17 protein-coding genes are annotated in these 21,746 nt (G+C 63.0%); 13 read left to right on the top strand and 4 right to left on the bottom strand.

Annotated features, from left to right (window positions below; all coding sequences use genetic code 11):
• The first annotated feature begins 18 nt into the window (after nt 1–18).
• The 4 genes from ftsH (at nt 19) to ABZ728_RS05840 (ending at nt 5,802) form a co-directional block, all read left to right on the top strand.
• Nucleotides 19–1,941, top strand: a complete 1,923-nt coding sequence (gene ftsH, locus ABZ728_RS05855) for an ATP-dependent zinc metalloprotease FtsH (protein WP_366655009.1) — start codon at nt 19–21, stop codon at nt 1,939–1,941.
• A 7-nt stretch (nt 1,942–1,948) separates the two neighbouring features.
• A complete protein-coding gene (gene folP, locus ABZ728_RS05850; protein WP_366655007.1) occupies nt 1,949–3,190 on the top strand; it encodes a dihydropteroate synthase in 1,242 nt (413 codons plus the stop codon).
• A gap of 174 nt (nt 3,191–3,364) precedes the next feature.
• Nucleotides 3,365–4,789 carry a phosphoglucosamine mutase gene (gene glmM / locus ABZ728_RS05845; protein WP_366655005.1) on the top strand — a complete coding sequence of 475 codons (1,425 nt, stop codon included), beginning with the start codon at nt 3,365–3,367 and terminating at the stop codon, nt 4,787–4,789.
• Nucleotides 4,786–5,802 carry a bifunctional hydroxymethylpyrimidine kinase/phosphomethylpyrimidine kinase gene (locus ABZ728_RS05840; protein WP_366655004.1) on the top strand — a complete coding sequence of 339 codons (1,017 nt, stop codon included), beginning with the start codon at nt 4,786–4,788 and terminating at the stop codon, nt 5,800–5,802. Before glmM ends, ABZ728_RS05840 begins: the two co-directional genes overlap by 4 nt.
• On the opposite strand, the gene ABZ728_RS05835 is transcribed toward ABZ728_RS05840, so the two are convergent.
• Entirely contained in the window at nt 5,787–6,404 is a 618-nt protein-coding gene (locus tag ABZ728_RS05835) for a shikimate kinase (protein ID WP_366655002.1), read from the bottom strand. The two genes, ABZ728_RS05840 and ABZ728_RS05835, sit on opposite strands and share 16 nt — an antisense overlap.
• 198 nt (nt 6,405–6,602) lie before the next feature.
• Between ABZ728_RS05835 and ABZ728_RS05830 the strand changes: the two genes are divergently transcribed.
• The 7 genes from ABZ728_RS05830 to ABZ728_RS05800 all read left to right on the top strand — a co-directional run bounded on the left by ABZ728_RS05830 (nt 6,603) and on the right by ABZ728_RS05800 (nt 12,736).
• On the top strand, nt 6,603–6,788 hold the full coding sequence (locus ABZ728_RS05830; RefSeq protein WP_366655001.1) for a hypothetical protein: 186 nt from the start codon (nt 6,603–6,605) through the stop codon (nt 6,786–6,788).
• Nucleotides 6,789–6,913: 125 nt separating this feature from the next.
• On the top strand, nt 6,914–8,008 hold the full coding sequence (locus tag ABZ728_RS05825; RefSeq protein WP_366654999.1) for a site-specific tyrosine recombinase XerD: 1,095 nt from the start codon (nt 6,914–6,916) through the stop codon (nt 8,006–8,008).
• 44 nt (nt 8,009–8,052) lie between these two features.
• Entirely contained in the window at nt 8,053–9,039 is a 987-nt protein-coding gene (locus ABZ728_RS05820; protein WP_366654998.1) for a CoA ester lyase, read from the top strand.
• Nucleotides 9,040–9,160: 121 nt separating this feature from the next.
• On the top strand, nt 9,161–10,117 hold the full coding sequence (locus ABZ728_RS05815) for an acetyl-CoA carboxylase carboxyltransferase subunit alpha (protein WP_366654996.1): 957 nt from the start codon (nt 9,161–9,163) through the stop codon (nt 10,115–10,117).
• Between the two features lie 85 nt (nt 10,118–10,202).
• Entirely contained in the window at nt 10,203–10,391 is a 189-nt protein-coding gene (locus ABZ728_RS05810; RefSeq protein ID WP_366654995.1) for a hypothetical protein, read from the top strand.
• Between the two features lie 4 nt (nt 10,392–10,395).
• Complete coding sequence (locus ABZ728_RS05805; RefSeq protein WP_366654994.1) at nt 10,396–11,871, top strand: sodium:solute symporter family protein; 1,476 nt, start codon at nt 10,396–10,398, stop codon at nt 11,869–11,871.
• Between the two features lie 49 nt (nt 11,872–11,920).
• Nucleotides 11,921–12,736 carry an outer membrane beta-barrel protein gene (locus ABZ728_RS05800; protein ID WP_366654993.1) on the top strand — a complete coding sequence of 272 codons (816 nt, stop codon included), beginning with the start codon at nt 11,921–11,923 and terminating at the stop codon, nt 12,734–12,736.
• Between the two features lie 22 nt (nt 12,737–12,758).
• Here the strand turns inward: ABZ728_RS05800 and ABZ728_RS05795 are convergent, their stop codons facing one another.
• The 3 genes from ABZ728_RS05795 to recQ all read right to left on the bottom strand — a co-directional run bounded on the left by ABZ728_RS05795 (nt 12,759) and on the right by recQ (nt 19,128).
• The gene (locus ABZ728_RS05795) at nt 12,759–13,832 is read right to left on the bottom strand and encodes an AbrB family transcriptional regulator (RefSeq protein WP_366654992.1); all 1,074 of its coding nucleotides are present in this window, start codon (nt 13,830–13,832) and stop codon (nt 12,759–12,761) included.
• Between the two features lie 367 nt (nt 13,833–14,199).
• A complete protein-coding gene (gene secA, locus ABZ728_RS05790) occupies nt 14,200–16,965 on the bottom strand; it encodes a preprotein translocase subunit SecA (protein ID WP_366654991.1) in 2,766 nt (921 codons plus the stop codon).
• Nucleotides 16,966–17,481: 516 nt separating this feature from the next.
• Nucleotides 17,482–19,128 (bottom strand): DNA helicase RecQ, encoded by a 1,647-nt coding sequence (recQ, locus tag ABZ728_RS05785; RefSeq protein WP_366654990.1) that lies wholly within the window; start codon nt 19,126–19,128, stop codon nt 17,482–17,484.
• Between the two features lie 254 nt (nt 19,129–19,382).
• Here recQ and ABZ728_RS05780 point away from each other — a divergent pair, with 254 nt between their 5' ends.
• Complete coding sequence (locus tag ABZ728_RS05780; protein ID WP_366654988.1) at nt 19,383–20,270, top strand: peptidylprolyl isomerase; 888 nt, start codon at nt 19,383–19,385, stop codon at nt 20,268–20,270.
• A gap of 223 nt (nt 20,271–20,493) precedes the next feature.
• A complete protein-coding gene (argJ, locus tag ABZ728_RS05775) occupies nt 20,494–21,744 on the top strand; it encodes a bifunctional glutamate N-acetyltransferase/amino-acid acetyltransferase ArgJ (protein WP_366654986.1) in 1,251 nt (416 codons plus the stop codon).
• The last annotated feature ends 2 nt before the right edge of the window (nt 21,745–21,746 follow it).

The following is a 21,746-nucleotide window of genomic DNA, read 5'->3' as shown; positions in this document are numbered from 1 at the left end:
GATGAGAGGCGGTGAGACGTGAATAATCTCGGCAAGAATCTGGCGCTGTGGATCATTATCGGTCTGCTGCTGGTGGCGTTGTTCAACCTTTTTCAGGGATCGGGCGAGCAGTCCGCACAGCAGTCGGTTCCCTATAGCGATTTCGTGACCGCTGTCGATCAGGGCCGGGTTTCCGACGTCACGATGAAGGGCAACCAGATCACCGGCAGCTACCAGGATGGGCGGACGTTCTCCACATACGCCCCTCCGGGCAGCGATGTGGTTCAGCGGTTGACCGAAGCCGATGTCCGCGTGTCGGCGGAGCCGGATGACAGCAATATGCCGTCCATTTTCAGTATCCTGCTGTCCTGGTTCCCGATACTTCTGCTGATCGCGGTCTGGATTTTCTTTATGCGCCAGATGCAGGGCGGCGGTGGCAAGGCCATGGGCTTCGGCAAGTCCAAGGCCAAACTGCTGACCCAGCATCACGGGCGCGTGACATTCGACGAGGTCGCCGGCATCGACGAAGCCAAGCAGGAGCTGGAGGAAGTCGTCGAGTTCCTGAAAGATCCGCAGCGCTTTCAGCGTCTCGGCGGCAAGATCCCCAAGGGCTGCCTTCTTGTCGGACCTCCCGGCACAGGTAAGACGCTGACAGCCCGCGCGGTCGCCGGCGAGGCCAATGTGCCGTTCTTTACCATTTCGGGTTCTGATTTCGTCGAGATGTTCGTCGGCGTCGGCGCGAGCCGTGTGCGCGACATGTTCGAGCAGGGCAAGAAGAACGCGCCGTGCATCATCTTTATCGACGAGATTGACGCCGTCGGCCGTCATCGCGGTGCCGGACTGGGCGGCGGCAATGACGAGCGTGAGCAGACGCTGAACCAGCTTCTGGTCGAGATGGACGGGTTCGAGGCGAACGAGGGCGTTATCCTGATCGCCGCGACCAACCGGCCTGACGTGCTGGATCCCGCGCTTCTGCGTCCCGGTCGTTTCGACCGTCAGATCGTTGTGCCCAACCCGGATCTGGTCGGGCGCGAGAAGATTCTGAAGGTCCATATGCGCAAGGTGCCTTTGGCGCCGGACGTCGATGCAAAGGTTATCGCGCGGGGAACGCCCGGTTTCTCTGGTGCCGACCTCGCCAACCTTGTCAACGAGGCCGCCCTGCTGGCGGCGCGGCGCCGGCGGCGGGTCGTCGGCCAGCAGGAATTCGAGGACGCCAAGGACAAGGTCATGATGGGCTCGGAACGCCGGTCCATGGTCATGACCGAAGAAGAAAAGAAACTGACGGCCTATCACGAGGCCGGTCACGCGGTTCTCGCGGTTCATGAAGAAGCGTCGGATCCGATTCACAAGGCAACGATCATTCCCCGGGGACGTGCGCTCGGAATGGTGATGCGACTGCCCGAACGTGACCGCGTCAGTCTTGGCAAGCATAAATGCCAGGCCGATCTGATCGTCGCGATGGGGGGCCGGATCGCGGAAGAGCTGATCTTCGGGCCGGAGAAGGTGACTTCGGGGGCATCGGGCGACATTCAGATGGCCACCAATCTTGCCCGCAAGATGGTGACTGAATGGGGCATGAGCGAAAAGCTCGGCATGCTTCAGTACGGGGCGCCGGAGCAGGAGGTGTTCCTCGGCCACTCGGTGACCCAGTCGCAGAATATGTCCGACCATACGGCGCAGTTGGTCGACGAGGAGATCCGGCGGATCGTCGACGAAGCTTACGAGCGGGCCCGGAAGCTGCTTGTCGACAATATCGATCAGCTTCACAAACTCGCAAATGGGCTTCTCGAATACGAGACCCTTTCCGGCCAGGAGATCGACGCACTGTTGCGCGGCGAGGATATCGTCCGCCCCGAGCCGGATGACACGCCGCCACCGCCGAAACGTCCGGCGGGCAAGAAATCCTCGGTGCCGACCGGCGGTGCCAAAAAGGGCTTTGGCCCCGAGCCCGCAGGTACGTGAGGTCGGAATGATGGCCACGAACGGCAGCGCCGGGGATCCGGCGCTGCATGCACAAGCCGACAAAAGCCCCGGTCTCGACCGGGGCTTTTGTCGTTGGTTGGCGGATGATCCGTCCGCGCGGCTGTATCTGCGGCCGCTGCCGCTCGCAATTTCTCCCGGCGGTTTCTGCGAGAGCGATCTGGGCGGCGTGCCAAAGGCTAGCGGGCTGCCCGGTGCGTTGCCGTTGGCCGGGGGGCCGGTGCAGTTCGCGCAGATCGAGGTGATCGTTCGCCCGGCTTCCGGGGACGGATTGGCCAACCCCGGCCGGGCTGTTGCAAACGCGGACGACGTTAGAGACTGGGCGCGGACGGTGGGGCGCGAGGACGAGGTCGCCCGGCGCCTTGCCAATCTGACGGCGCCGCGCGCGGCGCTGGCCGGGCTATCCCTGGACAGGCCGCGTGTCATGGGAATTGTCAATGTGACGCCGGACAGTTTTTCCGATGGCGGCGACTTCAGCGACCGGCAGTTGGCGATCGATCACGGCCGATCGCTCGTCGACGCAGGATGCGACATCCTTGATATCGGCGGCGAAAGCACGCGGCCGGGCGCCATGCCCGTGCCGGTGGCCAGGGAACTGGAGCGCGTCCTGCCGGTGATCGAAGCCCTGGCCCCGTTGGGGGTGCCGATCTCGATCGACACCCGGCATGCCGACGTCATGCGCGCCGCGCTGGCAGTGGGCGCGCGGATCATCAACGATGTCACTGCACTGACCGGCGATCGCGAAAGTCCGCCGACTGCGGCGGCAGCCGATCCGGTGCCGGTCGTGCTTATGCATATGCTGGGCGAGCCTCAGACCATGCAGGACGCGCCGCGCTATGATTGCGCGCCGCTGGACGTCGCGGATCGGCTGGAAGCCTTCTGTTCGTCCGCGATGGCCGCCGGCATCGATCGCTCACGTCTCGTCATCGACCCGGGCATCGGGTTCGGCAAGACCGTTGCCCATAATATCGACGTTCTGCGCCACACGGCCATGCTGCATATGTACGGGTTTCCGGTTCTGATCGGGCTGTCGCGCAAGCGGTTTCTGGGATCGATTGGGGGGACTGCTGGCGGGCCGGGCCCCGGCAGCAACTCACTGCCGCCCAAGGCGCGGCTGCCGGCCTCGTTGGCGGCAGGGATGTTCGCCTTGCAGCAGGGGGCACAGATATTGCGGGTCCACGATGGCGCCGAAACGGTTCAGGCCGTTCGGTTGCTGCAGGCACTGCGCTAGCCGTTTGCCCGGTTCAATCCGTTCTGCTGCGGTTACTATATAGTCACCGCTCCGGGACCATGGCGGCCTTGATCGCTCTGGTCCCGGTGCGCTATGCCTTTGCACAGTCGAACGCAATTGTTTTCGGTGGCTCAGGGCCGCCATACGCGTTCTTACCGGTTGAGACGGTGACCCATGACAAGAAATTTGTTCGGAACGGATGGTATCAGGGGCACGGCCAACCGTGAGCCGATGACAGCGGAAACCGCGCTGAAAGTGGCGGCGGCGACGGCCGTCCAGTTCCGCAACGGCGGTCACCGGCACAGTGTCGTCATCGGCAAGGACACCCGCCTTTCGGGCTATATGATCGAGCCGGCGCTTACTGCCGGATTCATCTCCATGGGCATGGACGTCACCCTGGTCGGCCCGATGCCGACACCGGCGGTTGCCATGCTGACCCGGTCGCTTCGGGCCGATCTGGGTGTCGTTATATCGGCGTCGCACAATCCTTATGAAGACAACGGAATCAAGCTTTTCGCGCCGGACGGGTACAAGTTGTCGGACGAGGTCGAGGCGTCGATCGAGCGGTGGATCGACAGCGGCACGGAATCGATGCTTCCGGGGCCGGACAAGTTGGGCAAAGCCCGGCGACTCGAAGACGCTCAGGGGCGATACATCGAATACTGTAAATCGACGCTACCCCGCGGCGCACTGCTGGAGGGGCTGAAAGTTGTCGTGGATTGCGCCAATGGCGCCGCCTATCATGTTGCGCCTCGCGTACTGTGGGAACTGGGGGCGGATGTCATCAGTATCGGCGTTTCGCCCGATGGCCGGAATATCAACAAGGGCTGCGGTGCCACCGCGCCACTGGCCATGCAGCAGGCGGTTCTCGACAACCAGGCCGATCTGGGAATAGCCCTCGACGGGGATGCGGATCGTCTGATTCTGGCCGACGAAAAAGGCACGCGCGTCGATGGCGATCAGGTCATGGCATTGATCGCCCGCAGCTATCAGAAATCGGAGCAGCTCAGCGGTGCGGGCATGGTCGCGACCGTCATGTCGAATCTGGGTCTGGAGCGGTTCGTCACCGGACTGGGCCTGAAGTTCCACCGAACCCGCGTCGGGGATCGCTATGTGGTCGAGGCCATGCGCGATCTGGGTTTGAATCTGGGTGGCGAGCAGTCCGGCCATATCGTGTTGAGCGATTATTCGACCACGGGCGACGGCCTGATTGCGGCACTGCAGGTTCTGAACGTCCTCAGGCAGTCCAGCAGCCCGGCGAGCGATCTACTCAGCGTCTTCAAGCCGGTGCCGCAATTGCTCAGAAACTTCCGCTATAGCCCCCGCGCCGACGGACAATCGCCCCTGGACGATGTCCGTGTGCGTGACGCCATGCGCGCGGCCGAGGGCGAACTCGGCGAGGGTGGACGACTGGTGCCGCGGCTTTCGGGTACGGAGCCACTGGTCCGCATCATGGCCGAGGGCGACGATGAGGCGGTCGTTACCCGAGTTGTCGACGATATCGTGGCGGTGCTGGCCGAAACCAGTGGTGGCGACGGCGCCACCGGGGCGGCTTCGGAAACGCCGCCGAAGGCATCGGCGTCCAGGATGACGGCATGATGCAGATTCCATCGGAGCAATCGGACGGCCCCGCTGCGATTGGTGATGGCGCGACCGCTGATGATGCGATCTCGGATAGTGCTGCTGGCGATGGGAGACCCGATTGCGCCCGACCCTGGCGGAACGGCCCGCCGGTTCGCATCCTTTCGATCGGGGTTGCCGAACCGGGCAGTGCATCGGGAACCCATGCGGATCTGCAGATAGCGGGCGCCATGCGGGCCTACGCCGCCGCAGTGACGAGCAGCGTGGCGATCCCGTCACCTCTCGGGCCGCCCGACGACCCGGGCCAGGCTCCAGTACGAGGAGACCAGTCACGGGAGCACCAGTCACGGGGTGGGACTGCGGAACGGGTCGACATTGCTGCGGATTTCCTGGGGCGGCAGCTCCTTTCAGCGCTGGGCGAGGTGCAGCCGCAAGCGATCAAGGTCGGCCTGCTGCCGTTGTCGGCGTCGGTCGACTCCGTTGTCGACATTCTGATGGCAGAGGCGCCACGGATTCCGAAGGTCGTGGATGCCGTTTGCGTGGGCCGTGACGGTCTTCCGTTGGTCGAGCCGGATGTCGTGGCGCATCTGAAGCGGCGCCTCATCGTCGGTGCCGATGTACTGGTCGCCCGGATTGCCGATGCGGAAGTGCTGGCCGGTATGTCGATCAACACGCTGGAAGACAAGCGCCACGCGGCGCTGATGCTGCGCACGATCGGCGCCGAAACCGTCGTCCTGGTCGAGCCGGCGGCGTTGGGCGATCGGGTGGCCGATTATGTTGCCGGCCCCGGCCGCGACGATCAGGGCGACATCGAAGAGGTCATGGATTATCCCCGTCCGAGCGGCTGGCATGTTCGCGGTGTCAGCGGCGCGATGGCAACGGCAACGGCGATCGGCCTGGCGCGCGGATTGCCGGCCGTCGAAGCCGTGGCGCTGGCGCGGCGCTATGTCGCCGAGACCATCCGCCTGGCCCGATCGACCGGCCCCAATTGCGGGGAGATCATGGTCTGCCCACCCTATTTCCCTGCCTGATTCGGGGCCGGATTGTGGGTCTGATTCCGGACTCCTTCCAGATATGCGCCCAATGCCACGAGGCAGCTTTCGGTCATGGCTTCCAGCGGCCGGTTGCGACTGTCGACAGTGATATCGGCGGCGCCATAGACCGGATTGCGGATTTCCATCAGGGATTTGAGTTTCTCACGCACGTCGCCGCCGGCGAGCAGCGGTCTGTTTCCGCGCTTCGCCGTCCGCTCGACGAGGACGCTGAGCGGCGCCTTCAGCCAGATCGAAATCGCCTTTTCCGCGACGGCTTGCCGGATTGCCGGGTCCATGAAGGCACCACCCCCAGTTGCCAGGATATGCGGTTCTTCATCCAGCAGCCGCAGAATCACTTTGCGTTCTACATCGCGGAAGGCGGATTCGCCATATCGGCTGAATATCTCCGGGATGGTGCATCCTGCAGCCAGCTCGATTTCATCGTCGGAATCCCGGAACGGCAGGAACAGCCGCGCGGCAAGGCGCTTGCCGATCGCGCTCTTCCCGGCTCCCATCAGGCCGACAAGCACCACACTGCGGTCCAGATCGATCCGCTCCAGCAATCTACCGTTCTCGGCTTGCCTCCGTTTTCGCACCATTCGCTTTCGTCCTGCCGCATGTCGACTGGCCCCGCTCGCCGTGGGCGCTGTCGCAATCTGCCTTCGTCTTGTCATCTATCCTTATCACCAATAGCATGACGACACGTTGCCGGTGTAGGGTCGGTCCGTCGACACTGTCGCGGTCGACGATGCATCTGGTTGCGACTGCTATCCCGACTATGAGGCCGGAATTCAATCGTGGCACGAAATCGCAATCGTTCGGTGTTCTCTCAGGGTGGCTCCAATTCAGGAATTGGCGGTCGCATCCTGCGCATGCTTCTGGCCGTCATCCTGCTGGCTTTGGTTGGCGGCGTGGTATTCCTGGGCATCTGGGACTTCCAGCCCGAGAGAACCGTCGTCGAGCGGCCTGTCTCTGCGAACTGACGGACCGATAGCGCAGGTTCGCCAACATCCATACCGAGATCAATCGTTCATGCGCTCCGGCAATTCGCGTCGCGGGGAAATTCCGCGGCTGCGAAGGCGTTGGACGGGGGTGTCGTCCGGATGCTATGCGAAGATATTGTCCCGTCAATCATCTTGTGCAGCTATTGATCATGGCCAAACCCGGCAGGCCTCCCAGCCCCAAGAAACCCCTCAATCCGCGCGTTGAAGCATTTCTGGATATGTTGGTTGCGGAACGGGCGGTTGCATCCAACACCCGCGCTGCTTACGAACGTGACCTTGTCAATTTCGCCGAGTTTCTTGCATCGCGTTCCGCATCGTCCGCAAACGGTCGCAAGCCGGTCCCCGAATCGGCAACCGAAGACGACCTGCGCGCTTATCTCGAAGCGCTGGCGCAGGGAACAGGGGCCGAAGGCGCCGCAACGTCGAAGCGCACCATCGCCCGACGGCTATCGGCCCTGCGGCAGTTCTTCCGGTTTCTCGTCTCCGAAGGGTCGCGCAGCGACGATCCGTCATCGGCGATCGACAGCCCGAAACTCGGCCGGACGCTGCCCAAGATCCTGACCGAAGACGAGGTGGATCGGCTGGTCGGTGCAGCAGAAGCCAGATCCGGCGCCGACGGCATACGGCTGGTGGCGTTGCTGGAGATTCTCTATGCCACCGGCTTGCGGGTTACCGAACTCGTCGGGCTGCCCTTGACGGCGATCAGCCGCGACCGGCGCTATCTGATCGTCAAGGGCAAGGGTGGACGCGACCGCATGGTTCCGCTTACCGACCCGTCGCGCGTTGCGCTCGAAGCGTATCTGACCACGGCGCGCGAACAGTTTCTCGTGCCCGGCAAAGTGGAAAAGCAGCGTCCCTGGCTGTTCCCCTCGCGCATTGCCGTCAACGGTTATTTGACTCGCCAGCGATTCGCGCAATTGCTGAAGGAACTCGCAGCCGAGGCGGAGATCGACCCGGACCGCGTCAGTCCCCATGTGCTCCGGCATGCCTTTGCGACCCATTTGCTGAATCGCGGTGCCGATCTCCGCGCCGTCCAGAAGATGCTGGGGCATGCCGATATCGGCACGACGCAGATATACACACATGTTCTCGGCGACCGTCTGGCCCGGCTGGTCAACGATCATCACCCTCTTGGATCGGGTGAGGGAAGGCGGCAGGAAGAAGCGAGTGACGGCGACGAGGCGGAAGGCTCCGGCTAATGCCGGGTTCGCCCGGATGCATGGCCCAGCGATGAGGGAATCGAATGACTGATGGGTTGAGAGAAGCGGCAGACGTACGGCCGTGCCGGAGTCTGCTTTCCGTGCCTGCCGGTTCGCCCGCATTGTTCGAAAAAGCGGCCCGGTCAAAGGCCGACGCCGTCATCCTCGACCTTGAGGACAGCGTTGCTCCCGATTCCAAGGCAGAGGCGCGAGCCTCGGTCATCGCCGGGCTCAGGGATGTCGACTGGGGCGACAGGATCGTCTGCTTGCGGATCAACGCTTGCGACACGCCGTTCATGTATCGCGATCTGATCGATACGATCGAGCAGGGCGGCGACCGCCTGGACGCGATCATGATCCCGAAGGTCAATTCCCCCGCAGAGGTCGCGGTTGCCGATATGCTGGCGTCACAGGTCGAGGCCGCCGTAGGGCGGCAGCGGCCGCTAGGGCTGGAGGTCCTGATAGAGACCGCTGCCGGGCTGGCAGCCGTCGACGCGATCGCGGCTGCATCGCCCAGGATCCAGGCGCTGCATCTGGGTCTGGGCGACTTCGCGGCTTCGCTCGGCGCTCGAACCACCGTGATCGGCGGTCAGAGCAGCGACTACGGCGTTCTTTCCGAGGCCACGGACGATAATCGCGCGCGCGCATTTCATCCGGGCGACATCTGGCACTATGCGTTGGCCAGACTTCTGGTGGCGGCACGCGCCCTGGGCCTGCGGGCGATCGACGGTCCTTACGCCGATTTCCGGGATGTCGAGGGGATTACGTCCCTTGCACGACGGTCGGCAGCCATGGGATTCGATGGAAAATGGGCGATCCACCCATCCCAGATCGACCCTATCAACCGATGCTTCACGCCCACAGAGGCCGAAACGAGCAGGGCGCGCGCAATCCTGGAGGCGATGGAGGCGGCCCGGCGAGACGGCCGTGCCGCCGTGACGCTGGATGGCCGCATGATCGATATCGCGTCGATCAAACAGGCGGTGGCATTGATCGGCAAGGTGGATCGAATATCGTCAAAAGAGAAATAGACCTCTAAGTGTCTCGTTTAAGGTTTGTCACCACAACCCGTTTCGTTGTAAATGGGCTGTCTCCCGTTTTCTGCCTGTGCTAGACACCGGCAGATTTCCTCGAAGGTGCTTGATAAGATCCATGCAGACGTTTCTCGAATTCGAAAAGCCGATTGCGGAACTCGAAGGCAAGATCGAGGAGCTTCGCCACATCTCCGACGGTGGCGACCTCAACATCGCGGAAGAAGTGACCCGTCTTCAGACGAAGCTGGATCGCATCTTGCGCTCGACCTACGAAAAGTTGACACCGGCCCAGAAAGTCCAGGTGGCGCGGCACCCGAACCGGCCCCATTTCGGCGACTATGTCGACGCTCTGATCGATGATTTCACGCCGCTGGCCGGCGACCGGTCGTTCGCCGAGGACCGGGCCGTCGTTGGCGGACTGGGGCGGTTCCGTGGTCGCTCGGTGGTGGTTATCGGCACGGAAAAGGGGTCGGACACCGATACCCGGCTAAAGCACAATTTCGGTATGGCGAAACCCGAGGGCTATCGTAAAGCGATACGCCTGATGGATATGGCCGACCGGTTCAAGTTGCCTGTGCTGACCCTGATCGATACGGCGGGGGCCTATCCCGGCGTCGCCTCCGAGGAGCGCGGGCAGGCAGAAGCCATCGCCCGTTCGATCGAAAAATGTCTTTCCATTCGTGTGCCGCTGGTGGCGACGATCATTGGCGAGGGTGGGTCCGGAGGCGCGATCGCCCTTGGCGCCGCCGACCGAATCATCATGCAGGAACACTCGATCTATTCAGTCATCTCGCCGGAAGGCTGCGCTTCGATCCTCTGGCGGTCCAGCGCCATGAGCCACGAGGCGTCTGCGGCGCTGAAGCTGACGGCGAATGATCTGCGCCAGTTGGGCTTGATCGATCGGCTGGTGCCTGAGCCGATCGGCGGCGCACATCGCTTCCCGGACGAGGCTATCTCTCGCCTTGGCGACACGATCTCCGAGTGCCTGACCGAAGTCGACGGGCTGGAGGGCGAGTCCCTGATCGAGCGGCGCCGGGCAAAATTTCTGGCGATGGGGCAGAAAGGCCTGCCCTGATCGGCTATATTACCCCTTTCTGAATTGACCTTTGACAGCGTACGCAGAAGAATACGCCTGTATTCAATTCAATTTGGAAGGGCTGATGGCTGCATATATCAACCGATTCGCTTGGTTCGTCGCGCTGGCGGCCATCGTTCTTCTGGCTTACGCCGTCCCCTATCTCTTTTTGTCGTCGGTCGAGCGTCTTGCCGGCGCGTTTTTGTTCTGGACCCTTTTCGGCGGCTGCGCGGTGGCACTGATCATCTACGCCACCACGCGCTGGAGGGTCTGAGCGAATGCGTGCGGAAGTCATCTGGCTGGCGCTTGCTGCCTATCTTCTCGCCGGCATCGTCGTCGCGGCCATTGCCCGGCGTAATCTAGCCCGGGGCGTTGAGTCCTTTTACCTGGGCGGACGGGCGCTCGGGGGCGTCGTCTCGGCGCTGAGTTACAGCGCCACGACCTTCAGCGCTTTCATGATGCTGGGCCTGGCAGGACTTACCTATACCGGTGGCGTCGGGGCGCTGGGCTTCGAATTGATTTACCTTGCCGGGTTGAGTCTCGTGGCGATTTTCGGACCGCGATTCTGGCTTGTCGGCCGGCGATTCGGCTACATCACGCCGTCGGAGATGATCGGTGACCGCTATGAAAGCCGGCCGCTTGCCGTCGTGATGGCCCTGATGAGCTGTCTCTTCCTTGTGCCCTACAGTGCCGTGCAGCTTATGGGTATCGGGTATCTGCTTTCCGGTACGACAGGGGGCGACATATCCTTTGCCACGGGCGTTGCGATCGGGGCCGGCCTGGCCGTGCTCTGGACGCTGGTGGCGGGTCTGCGCTCGGTTGCCTGGACTGATGCACTGCAGGCTTTGATCATGGTCGTCGGCGGGCTTCTGGCCGTTGGCTTCGTTGTCTATTCCCTAGGCGGCCTGGGCAGTTTCATCGGCCAGCTGGAAGCTGATCACGGCGCCAAACTCGCCGTGCCCGGGCCGGGGCTCTTCCGGTTCGAGACATTCGTCGCCCTGACCCTGCCGTGGTTTTTCTTCTCGATTTCCAATCCTCAGGTCAGTCAGCGGCTGTTTACGACCGAATCGCTGGCGGCGATGCGCACCATGATCATCGGGTTTCTCGTCTTCGGCTTCGTATTCACACTGATCTCGATCGTCTGGGGGCTGTCGGCGCTTCTGCTGGTACCGGATCTCGACAATCCCGACATGGCCACGCCGTCAATACTGGCATCCGGCGCGCTGCCGCCCTGGCTGGCCCTTGTCCTGATCATCGGTGTTCTCGCGGCAGCCGTCTCAACGATCGATTCCATCGTGCTGACGCTGGCCTCGATGGTATCGCGCGACGTCTTTCGCCATGCCGTCGCCAATAGCGGCGAAGCCAGCCAGTTGCTGGTCGGCAAGATCGTGATCGTCGTCATGGTCGCTCTGGCCGCCATGTTCGCATCGCTGCAAGTCGATCTGATTTCACTGCTGTCGGTCGCATCCTCGGCCGGTCTGTTGGTCACGGTGCCGGCTATTGTCGGTGCGTTCTTCTGGCGGCGGGGAACAGCGGCGGGTGCTCTGTCAAGTATGGTCGCCGGCGGGCTTTTGGTCACATGGTGGCAGTTCGGCGGTGTATCGCCGTTGGGGGTGCCCGCAGCCGTCATGGCATTGTGTGTCGCCATCGTGATTTTCGTCGGTGTCAGTCTGGCGACATCCGCGCCGAAAGCCAAGGCGCGCGCGTTCATCGACGACATCCGTGTCGATCTTGACCGCCGAAACATTTCCTGATCGGGTCATTCCGTTACGAAGGGTTGAACAACGACAGAAGGGGGGAGCCATGGTGCGAAGATCGGCACTTTCGATGCTGGCGCTTTCAGTTCCGGCCATGGCGCTGACCTTTTCGGGCCCCGGTATCGAAGCGGCCTTCGCGGCTGACGACGGGCCGGGCTTTTATGTTCGCGCAGGTGTCGGACTGGAACGGTCGACCGACGCCACGTTTTCCGACAGAAATTGCGCCAGCGTTTCGCCGCCGGCGCTTTTCGGCTGCGTCGAAGGGCCAGGCGGCCAGTCGATCGGTGGGCGCGGAGACTTCGGCCAATCGATTGCCGTGGAAGGGGCTATCGGTTTCCGGCCGTTGCCGACGCTGCGGCTCGAAGCGGTTCTGGCTCATCGACCGAGCTTTGCCTTCAGCGGCAACGCGAATTTTCTGGGAATTCAGGGGCGTCAACCGGTGGACGGAGACGCCAGCACGACCAGTGCAATGGTCTTTGGCTATCTGGACATCGCACCGATGCTGGAAGCCGATCTCGGTCGGTTCGAGCCGTTCATCGGCGCCGGATTCGGCGTTGCACGAAATGCCATCGGTGACGTGACCTATTCCTTTCCGGACCATACCAATACCGGGTATTCCCGCACTTCCGGCGGCAGCCGGACCAATCCGGCCTGGGCGATCACGGCCGGCACGGGTGTGCGACTTGCCGAGTCGCTCGTCCTGGACGTTTCGTACCGGTACAGCGACTATGGACGGGTTCAGACCGATCCCGGTCCGCTGAACGTCGTTCGGGAAACATTCGATGTGACCATCGACATCGACGCCACCGAAGCTCATCTCGCCAGCCACGCCGCGATGACGTCCCTGCGCTACGCATTTTAGGACGAGCAGCGGTCCGTCGGCGTCAGGGTGCCTTGACCGTCGGCAGCCAACCATAGTGCGCTGCCACCCGGGCAGTCAGCGAGAAGATGAATGGTGCCAGGGGCAGGATGATGAAGATGCGGGTCAGGTGAAACGCCGTTACCAGGGCGACGCCTTCCTCCAGTATCTTTGCGGTCAGCGCCATCTCGGTCACGCTGCCAGGGGCGGTTGCCAGCACCATTGTCGTCCAGCTGATGCCGGTCAGGGCGCTCACGCCCAGGGCCATCGCGGTGCAGGCTATGATCAGCAGGAACGTCGACAGAAACGCCGCCGGGACGAAACTCTTCGATTTCGAAAAAAGGGTCCGGTCGAACATGGCGCCGAGCCATACGCCCAACAGGATCTGTGCAGCCGATAGGACGACAAAAGGCAGCGCCGAAACGGGAAGTGACAATGCCGCGGCCAATGCCGATCCGGCAAGCGGGCCAAGAAAGAACGGATTGGAGACTTTCAGACGCTTGGCGACCCATCCGCCGGCGGTGGCGGCTGCTATCAGCAGCAGACCGCCCAACAGGTCGACGTTGGCATCGCGCAGCGTCGCCATCGGGTCCTGAACGCTGCCGTCGAGAGCGACGATCACCGGCGGCACCAGGAGCACGAGCAGCATGATGCGTAACGTTTGCGCGAAGGCGACGGGCCCCGGCGCAACGCCGTGACGGACGGCCAGATTGGCAGTTTCGACCGGACCGATCGGGATGGTGGCCAAACTGGCGGAAATCACGTCGATGCGGGTCAGCCGCATCAGAACGGCGGCAACCAGAAATCCGGCGACGACGGTCAGGACGGCGACGGCAATCATGGCGACTATCCAGTCGGCAATGGCCGCAACCGCCACCGGGGTGAAGGACAGGCCGACGGTCGCCGCAACCACCGTCTGACCGATCGGGCGCGTTATCGTCGGTACACGAATGGAAAAGCCCGACAAGCCGAGCGCCGATGCGAACACCATCGGCCCGATCATCCATGGCAGCGGCACGTTGAGCGCGGCGGTAATCCAGCCCGCGCAGATCGCCCCGACATATATGCCGAGCATGCGGACAATGTATCGATAATCCATATCCCGGATGCCCCTTGGCTGTGGGCCGTCGAACCGGTTCAGCCGTTCATGGCCTGCCGGTCCGGTTCAGGATGCTATGGTATACCAAGCTATTCTCGGCAATACGACCGCAATATGCGCTGGCGCATCGCGCGAGCCGGGTGAACGTTGATAGTATTGTCCCCGGATCTTCGAAGCGACACTCCGTGCCGCATCTCGTCCGGTAAAGGGAAATTGGGGAGCCGCCTTGCCGTCTCCGCCCTCGCCAATTCCCGAGCGCGGCACGTAGTGACGCGCCCGGGATTGCGCTCGGCAACTTCCTGCGCGCGAAGCGCGACCGCGGCGCATCCGGGGTCGGAAATTCAAGGGCGCCGATAGTGCTTCGAGGTCAGTCGACTGCCCCGTGACAGTGCTTGTATTTCTTTCCCGATCCGCAAGGGCAGGGGGCATTGCGGGCAACCTTGCCCCATGTCGCCGGATCTTCGGCGTCGAATGCGGCCTGTCCGCCCGACGCGGAACCGCCGGCTGCTGCAGCACCAGCGCCAGCGGCGCCCGCCGCACGCGCGGCGGCCTGGTCGGCTTCGCCCGGTCCCGGAATGCCGCCGGCCATGGCGGGGTCGGTGCGGGTCTCCTGCATCGGCTGGCGCGGCCGCTGCGGAATGGCATCGTCCGGCTTGCCGACGCGCAGTTCGACATGGCTGAGAACACGCGTAACTGACTCGCGAAGCTGCGCCAGCATCGCATGGAACATCTCGAAAGCTTCGGTCTGATATTCCCGCAAAGGGTCCCTTTGCGCATAGGCGCGCAGTGAAATGCCCTGGCGAAGGTAGTCCAACTGTAGCAGGTGGTCTTTCCATGTCTGGTCGAGAATCTGCAAAAGCAGGCTTTTCTCGGCCATGCGCATGATTTCCGCGCCGTAGGCCTCTTCCTTGTCGGCCATTTTCTTGTCGGACGCTTCCCGGACGCGGTCCTCGATTTCCTCTTCGGCGATGCCTTCTTCCGCCGCCCATTCCGTCACCGGCAGATCAAGCGCCAGAACGCGGCGAATGTCTTCGCCGAGCTGCTCGATATTCCAGCGTTCCGCGTAGGTGTTGGGCGGAATCGCCTTGCGCACCATGTCCTGGATGACCTCGTGCCGCATGGCATCCACGGTCGCCTTGGCGTCGGTCTCCTGCATGATCTCGCGCCGCTGATCATAGACCACACGCCGCTGATCGTTCATGACGTTGTCGAATTTCAGCAGGTTCTTGCGGATGTCGAAGTTGCGGGCTTCGACCTTGGACTGCGCCTTTTCCAGTGCCTTGTTGATCCAGGGGTGGACGATCGCCTCACCCTCCTGGAGACCGAGTCGGCGCAGCATGCCGTCAAGCTTGTCCGATGCGAAAATCCGCATCAGGTCGTCTTCCAGTGACAGGAAAAAGCGCGAACGCCCCGGGTCACCCTGACGGCCGGCACGGCCGCGAAGCTGGTTGTCGATCCGCCGGCTTTCGTGGCGTTCGGTTCCAACAACGAAGAGACCACCCGCATCGAGCACCTGTTGGCGGGCTTCGGCGATCTCGGCCTTGATTTCTTCGGTCTTGGCGTTGCGGGCCGTCTCGTCGATCAGGGTCGCCGCTTCCTGGGCGATGCGCATATCCAGATTGCCGCCGAGCTGAATGTCGGTACCGCGCCCGGCCATGTTGGTCGCGATGGTCACCGTGCCGGGCCGGCCCGCCTGTGCAATGATATAGGCTTCCTGCTCGTGGAAGCGGGCATTGAGGACATTGTGTGGCACCTCGTGCTTCTGCAGCGCGGCAGCCAGTTGCTCGGACTTCTCGATTGACACCGTTCCGACCAGCACCGGCTGTCCGCGCTGATGGGCATCGGCGATGGTCTCGATGATCGCCTTGTTCTTCTCGTCGAGGGTCCGGTAGACCTCGTCATCCTCGTCGTTGCGCCGTACCGGCACATTGGTCGGAATCTCCACGACTTCGAGGCCGTAGATTTCGCCGAATTCGGACGCTTCCGTCATGGCGGTGCCGGTCATGCCGGCGAGCTTGGGATACATGCGGAAGAAGTTCTGGAAAGTCACCGAGGCGAGCGTCTGATTCTCGCGCTGAATCTGGGCGCCTTCCTTGGCTTCCAGCGCCTGGTGCAGGCCCTCGGAGAAGCGGCGGCCTTCCATCATGCGGCCGGTGAATTCGTCGACGATGATGACCTTGTCGTCCTTGACGACATAATCCTTGTCGCGCTGGAACAGCCGGTGCGCGCGCAGGGCCTGATTGACGTGGTGGACGACGTTCACGTTGCCGATATCGTAAAGACCGCCGGGACTGAGCAAGCCGGCCTCCTCGGCGAGGCGTTCGACGTTCTCCTGACCTTCTTCGGTAAGGTTCACCGTGCGCGATTTTTCGTCGATCTCGTAATCGCCTTCGCCCAGGGACGGGATCAGTTTGTCGATTGCGACATAGAGATTGGAAGTGTCCTGTGCCGGGCCCGATATGATGAGCGGCGTCCGGGCTTCGTCGATGAGAATGCTGTCGACCTCGTCGACGATGGCGAAATTGAACGACCGTTGGACCATTTCCTCAAGCCGGAACTTCATGTTGTCGCGCAGATAATCGAAGCCGAACTCGTTGTTGGTTCCATAGGTGACGTCGGCCGCATAGGCGGCCCGGCGCTCTTCGTCGCTGAGGCCGTGGACGATGCAGCCGGTCGAAAGCCCCAGGAAACCGTAGATCCGGCCCATCCAGTCGCTGTCCCTGCTGGCCAGATAGTCGTTCACCGTGATGACGTGGACGCCTTTTTCCGTCAGGGCGTTCAGATAGACGGCCAGCACGGCGACGAGGGTCTTGCCCTCGCCCGTCTTCATCTCGGAGATCTTGCCCTGATGGAGCACCATCGCGCCGACGAGCTGGACGTCGAACGGACGCAATCCGAGCGCACGCTTCGATGCTTCCCGCGCCGTGGCGAACGCCTCGGGAAGCAGATCGTCCAGCGTTTCGCCTTTATCCAAACGCTCCCGGAAGAGCCGTGTCTGGTCCTTCAGCGCCTCGTCGCTCATCGCTTCCATGGATGGTTCGAGCGCGTTTATGCGCGCGACATCCTTCTGCAAGCTCTTGACGACGCGATCGTTGGCGGAGCCGAAGAATTTATGGACAATCCCACCGAACATGCAACCCTCGGAGTATTGCGGCGCTATCACCGCTTAAAGCCTAGCAGACGTAAGTGCCCCTCCGCCGCGTTTCAATACGCGCCGAAGCGGCCGCTGTTCCCTTGTGCCGACCGGCGAATGCCGCCGCGCTGTTGTCGTGGCGCATATGGTCGACGGCGAAGACCCGCGACAAGGTTGCGGCACCATAATGCAAACGCACCCATGTGCCAATCGGCCATTCGATGTTGTCGGTCCAGTCTCAGATCGCTACCTGCGCGATTCACAGATCGTCCGTGCAGCGCCTCCTCCCTCCTGATCGCCCCGGGCGCAGCGCGGCACGGGAGTGACGCGCTGCAGACCCGGGGCCTCGCGCAGTAACTTTCCGGTCTGTCAAATGCGAACTGGGCTCCTGTGGCCCCGGTTCGCGCTTCTAATTGGGAGAGCTGCTGCTCGGGGTCCCGGTTCTGCATTGCAGCATTTCATGCCGAAATGCGCCCGGGACGATCAGGGTGTAGAAATCATCATTTCCACTATCGATCATTCCGCGGCCGTGGCGCTGGAACGGCGGCGGAAGGTCCGGCGGCGGCCGCCCGGCTTTCCGGCTTTTGCGCCGCCCGTTTCAGAACGATAGCGGGAGCCGGATCTGCCGGTGTCCCTGTTGGTATGATCGTCTTCGGAGCGCAATTGCAGGCGACGCTCGCCGCGCAATATGGCGCGGCACGAGTCGTCCAGACAGAGCCCGCGCTCGTTCTCGCCCGGCCTTATCAACCCCAGCGCCGCCAGTTGCCGGAGAATGCCCAGCCATTCGGAGCGGGCGGTATCCGCGCCAATGCCAAACAGGTTCAGCCGGTCATGGCCGCGCTCGACCACCATGGCGGTCTTCTTGCCCATCAGAACGTCGACGACATGGCCAGTGCCGAAACGCTGGCCGGTCCGATAGATTGCCGAAAGCGCCTTTTGTGCCAGGATGGTGGCGTCTCGCATCGACACCGGCCGGTCGCAGGTGTCGCAGTTTCCGCAGGGTCCGGTTTCGTCTCCGAAATAGGAAAGCAGATACTGGCGGCGGCACCCCGGTGCCTCGCAGAACCCGAGCAGGGCGTCGATGCGCTGGCGCTCGACGGCCTTGCGGTCTTCGGGCTGTTCGCTTTGCTCGCAGAAGGCGCGCAGCCGGTGGATATCGTTCATGCCGTACAGCATCCAGGCATCGCTGGGCAGCCCGTCGCGGCCGGCACGGCCGGTTTCCTGATAATAGGCCTCAAGATTCCGGGGCAGGTCGATGTGGGCGACGAAACGGACGTCCGGCTTGTCGATCCCCATGCCGAAGGCCACGGTGGCGACGACCACGATGCCCGGTTCGTTCAGAAACCGGTCCTGATGCGATTGGCGCATCGGTCCCGACAACCCCGCGTGATAGGCAAGCGCGGTCACGCCCTCGGCAGAGAGCTTGTCGGCGGTGTCCTCGACCTTGGCGCGGGACAGGCAATAGACGATTCCGTTTTCGCCACTGTGGCCGTCGCGGATGAACGACAACAGCTGCGAGAACGCAGAGCGCCGCTGGACCACCTGGTACCGGATATTGGGCCTGTCGAAGCCCGAGACGAATCGCCGGGCATCGCCGAGCGACAATCGCTGCACGATATCGTCGCGGGTCGGGCCGTCAGCCGTCGCCGTCAGCGCGACAAAGGGAACGCCTTTGAACCGTTCGCGGATGTGTCCGATTTCGAGATAATCGGGCCGGAAATCATGCCCCCAGGCGGAAACGCAATGGGCTTCGTCGATGGCCACCAGCGACAGACGGTCCGGGCCGAGACGGTCGATCAGGCCGGTGCCGACCAGTCGCTCCGGTGCGACATAGAGAAGGTCCAGTTCCCCTGACATTGCGGCGCCGATCACGGCACGCTGATGGTCGGGGTCGCCGTTCGAATGCAGGGCGGCCGCATTGACGCCGCACCGGTTCAGGGCCGCGACCTGGTCGTCCATCAAGGCGATCAGGGGCGAGATAACAATGCCGGTGCCCGGGCGGCAGAGGGCAGGGACCTGATAGCACAGCGATTTGCCGCCGCCCGTCGGCATCAACACGAGAGCGTCGTTCCCGTCGATCAGATGGTCGATCACGGAGCGCTGCTGGTCCCGGAATTCCTGGAATCCGAATACGCCGCGCAGGATATCTAGGGGATCGGTCATGAATTGGCGCTAAGCCGTTGGGGTGTCACCGTCCGGCCTATACAACATCTTGTGCGCCGCCGGACAAGATGTTTCCAAGATTCGGGCACCTTACGGTCCATGTATTGCCCCAATTTGGCTTGTATGCTTTATCTCGCATCACATCCGCGGTCTTCGGATCGATGCCCCGCCACCTGGCGAGGCTTCATACCGTTGTCCGGGGTCGATCGGCGGGCGCGTCGGACGTGGCCGCCAAACTGCACCAAGGAGCACTAATGATCGCGAGAACCGTTCGAAACGCCGCCCTCGGTACGCTGATTGCCGGCGCCATGATGGCCGGCACGACCGCTACCCCGGCACTGGCACAGGATGACCGGGTCGTTGCCGAAGTGAACGGCCAGGAGGTTATGCTGTCGGAGGTCGAGGCCGCGATGGCGGGACTGCCGCAGCAGGCTCAGCAGATGCCCCGGGAGATGCTGATCCCGATGCTGGCCGAGCAACTGGCGACCGGCAAGCTGATCGCCGAGCGTGCCTATGCCGAAGGCCTGGAAGACTCCGAGGCCGTTCAGGAACGGCTTCAGCAGGTCGAGGAACAGATCGTTCAAGAGGTATGGATCGATCAGGCCATCTCAGAGCGGATGACCGACGACGTGGTCCAGGAAACCTATGACACGATGATGGAGGCCAGCCCGCCGCAGGAAGAAGTCTCCGCACGGCACATCCTGGTCGAAAGCCGCGAAGAGGCTGAGGCCGCCATCGGCCGGCTGGACGAGGGCGAGGATTTCGCCGAACTGGCAGGTGAACTTTCCACAGGCCCGACAGGCGAAAGCGGCGGCGACCTGGGCTGGTTCGCACAGGGTGACATGGTGCCGGGATTCGCCGAAGCGGCCTTCGGCCTTGAGGCGGGTTCCTACACCGCGGAGCCGGTCGAGACGCAATTCGGCTGGCACGTAATCCTGGTTGAAGACAAGCGCACGGCCGAACAGCCCGCTCTGGACGAAATCCGCGCCCAGGTGGAACAGCAGGCCACCCGTCAGATCATCCAGGATGTGATCGCCGATCTTCAATCAGACTCCGAAATCATTCTCTATGATGGTGAGGGCAACGAAATCGACCAGGACGCCGCGCCGGCTCCGGCACCTGGCGCCGCGCCGCTTCCCTGATCGGGTCGACCGCGTGAAATGGATCCGGTCTGCCATCCGGGGTAGCGTTTCCTCGGTACCGTGATCGTGATCCATTTCCGCCGATAGCCTGCGCCCGGGTCGTTCTCCCCCGGGCGCAGGCATTTTTTTTGTTGAAGCGTTGTCGACAAGGCGCTTCTCTTTCCTGGCTGACCTGTTCGGCAGCACCCCTGTTGTCCAGCGCCCGTCTTATGGAGACCCCGTCATGGCCATGGTTCCACCCCGGTCGCCTCTGGCGCCTGCAAAGATGCCGGATTTGCCTCCAATCGCGGGCGTGACGCTTGCTTCGACGGCATCGGGCATTAAAAAATCCGGCGTTACCGATCTCCTGCTCGCCGTCATGGCGCCGGGCACCTCGCTCGCCGGCGTTCTCACGCGCTCGCTCTGCCCGTCGGCGCCGGTCGACTGGTGTCGGGCATGCCTTGCAAACGGCGAGGCGACAGGCGGGGCCAAGGCGATCGTGGTCAATTCCGGCAACGCCAACGCCTTTACCGGCCGTGCCGGCGCATCGGCCGCACGACGAACCGCGGTTGCCGCGGCCGAGCAGATCGGCTGTAAACCGGAAGATGTCATGCTGGCCTCGACCGGTGTCATCGGCGAGCAATTGCCGGACGAGCGCATCACGGCGGCGCTGCCGGGTCTGGTCGCCGGACAGAGCGGCGAAGCATGGCCCGAGGCGGCCGAGGCAATCCGTACTACCGATACATTCGCCAAGGCGGCGACAGCCAGCGCCGAGATCGGCGGAGTCACGGTCACGATCAACGGCATCGCCAAGGGCAGCGGCATGATCGCCCCCGATATGGCCACGATGCTGGGGTTCCTTTTCACCGATGCCGCAATACCGGCACCGGTCCTGTCCGCGCTGCTGACGGAGCTGACGGATCGGACGTTCAACGCCATCACGGTCGACAGCGACACTTCGACATCCGATACGGTTCTGCTTGCAGCGACGGGGCAAGCCGGCAACCCACCGGCGCAAAGCCCGGGCTCGCCAGCCCTGGCGGGATTTCGACAGGCGCTTGAATCGGTCATGCGCGATCTGGCCCAGCAGATTGTCCGCGACGGCGAGGGTGCATCGAAATTCATCCAGATAGCGGTGACTGGCGCGGATTCGGCGGCTTCGGCCCGCCGGGTTGCCCTTGCGATCGCCAATTCGCCACTGGTCAAGACCGCCATCGCCGGCGAAGACCCCAACTGGGGCCGAGTCGTCATGGCAGTCGGCAAGGCAGGCGAACGTGCCGACCGCGATCGTCTGACGATCGGTATCGGCGGCATCGCCATCGCCCGCGACGGCGAGAGGGTCGAGGGTTATGACGAGGGACCGGTTGCGGCGCACATGAAGGGCAGCGAAATCGAGATCGACGTCGATCTCGGCATCGGCGACGGCTCTGCTACGGTATGGACCTGCGACCTGACCCACGGGTACATATCGATCAACGCCGACTACAGAAGCTGAAC

It is taken from the genome of Fodinicurvata sp. EGI_FJ10296, from assembly GCF_040712075.1.
Lineage (GTDB): Bacteria > Pseudomonadota > Alphaproteobacteria > DSM-16000 > Inquilinaceae > JBFCVL01.
Note: the sequence above shows the minus strand (reverse complement) of the source record. Positions and strands in the feature narration are given on the sequence as shown.

Bases quoted from the DNA above. Each gene is read 5' to 3' on its own strand.
- ABZ728_RS05840 (WP_366655004.1), top strand. From the start codon at position 4,786: ATGATGCAGATTCCATCGGAGCAATCGGACGGCCCCGCTGCGATTGGT.
- ABZ728_RS05835 (WP_366655002.1), bottom strand. From the start codon at position 6,404: ATGGTGCGAAAACGGAGGCAAGCCGAGAACGGTAGATTGCTGGAGCGG.
- recQ (WP_366654990.1), bottom strand. From the start codon at position 19,128: ATGACCGATCCCCTAGATATCCTGCGCGGCGTATTCGGATTCCAGGAA.
- ABZ728_RS05825 (WP_366654999.1), top strand. From the start codon at position 6,914: ATGCGAAGATATTGTCCCGTCAATCATCTTGTGCAGCTATTGATCATG.
- ABZ728_RS05820 (WP_366654998.1), top strand. From the start codon at position 8,053: ATGACTGATGGGTTGAGAGAAGCGGCAGACGTACGGCCGTGCCGGAGT.
- ABZ728_RS05780 (WP_366654988.1), top strand. From the start codon at position 19,383: ATGATCGCGAGAACCGTTCGAAACGCCGCCCTCGGTACGCTGATTGCC.
- folP (WP_366655007.1), top strand. From the start codon at position 1,949: ATGATGGCCACGAACGGCAGCGCCGGGGATCCGGCGCTGCATGCACAA.
- ABZ728_RS05815 (WP_366654996.1), top strand. From the start codon at position 9,161: ATGCAGACGTTTCTCGAATTCGAAAAGCCGATTGCGGAACTCGAAGGC.
- glmM (WP_366655005.1), top strand. From the start codon at position 3,365: ATGACAAGAAATTTGTTCGGAACGGATGGTATCAGGGGCACGGCCAAC.
- ABZ728_RS05805 (WP_366654994.1), top strand. From the start codon at position 10,396: ATGCGTGCGGAAGTCATCTGGCTGGCGCTTGCTGCCTATCTTCTCGCC.
- ABZ728_RS05800 (WP_366654993.1), top strand. From the start codon at position 11,921: ATGGTGCGAAGATCGGCACTTTCGATGCTGGCGCTTTCAGTTCCGGCC.
- secA (WP_366654991.1), bottom strand. From the start codon at position 16,965: ATGTTCGGTGGGATTGTCCATAAATTCTTCGGCTCCGCCAACGATCGC.
- ABZ728_RS05795 (WP_366654992.1), bottom strand. From the start codon at position 13,832: ATGGATTATCGATACATTGTCCGCATGCTCGGCATATATGTCGGGGCG.
- ABZ728_RS05810 (WP_366654995.1), top strand. From the start codon at position 10,203: ATGGCTGCATATATCAACCGATTCGCTTGGTTCGTCGCGCTGGCGGCC.
- argJ (WP_366654986.1), top strand. From the start codon at position 20,494: ATGGCCATGGTTCCACCCCGGTCGCCTCTGGCGCCTGCAAAGATGCCG.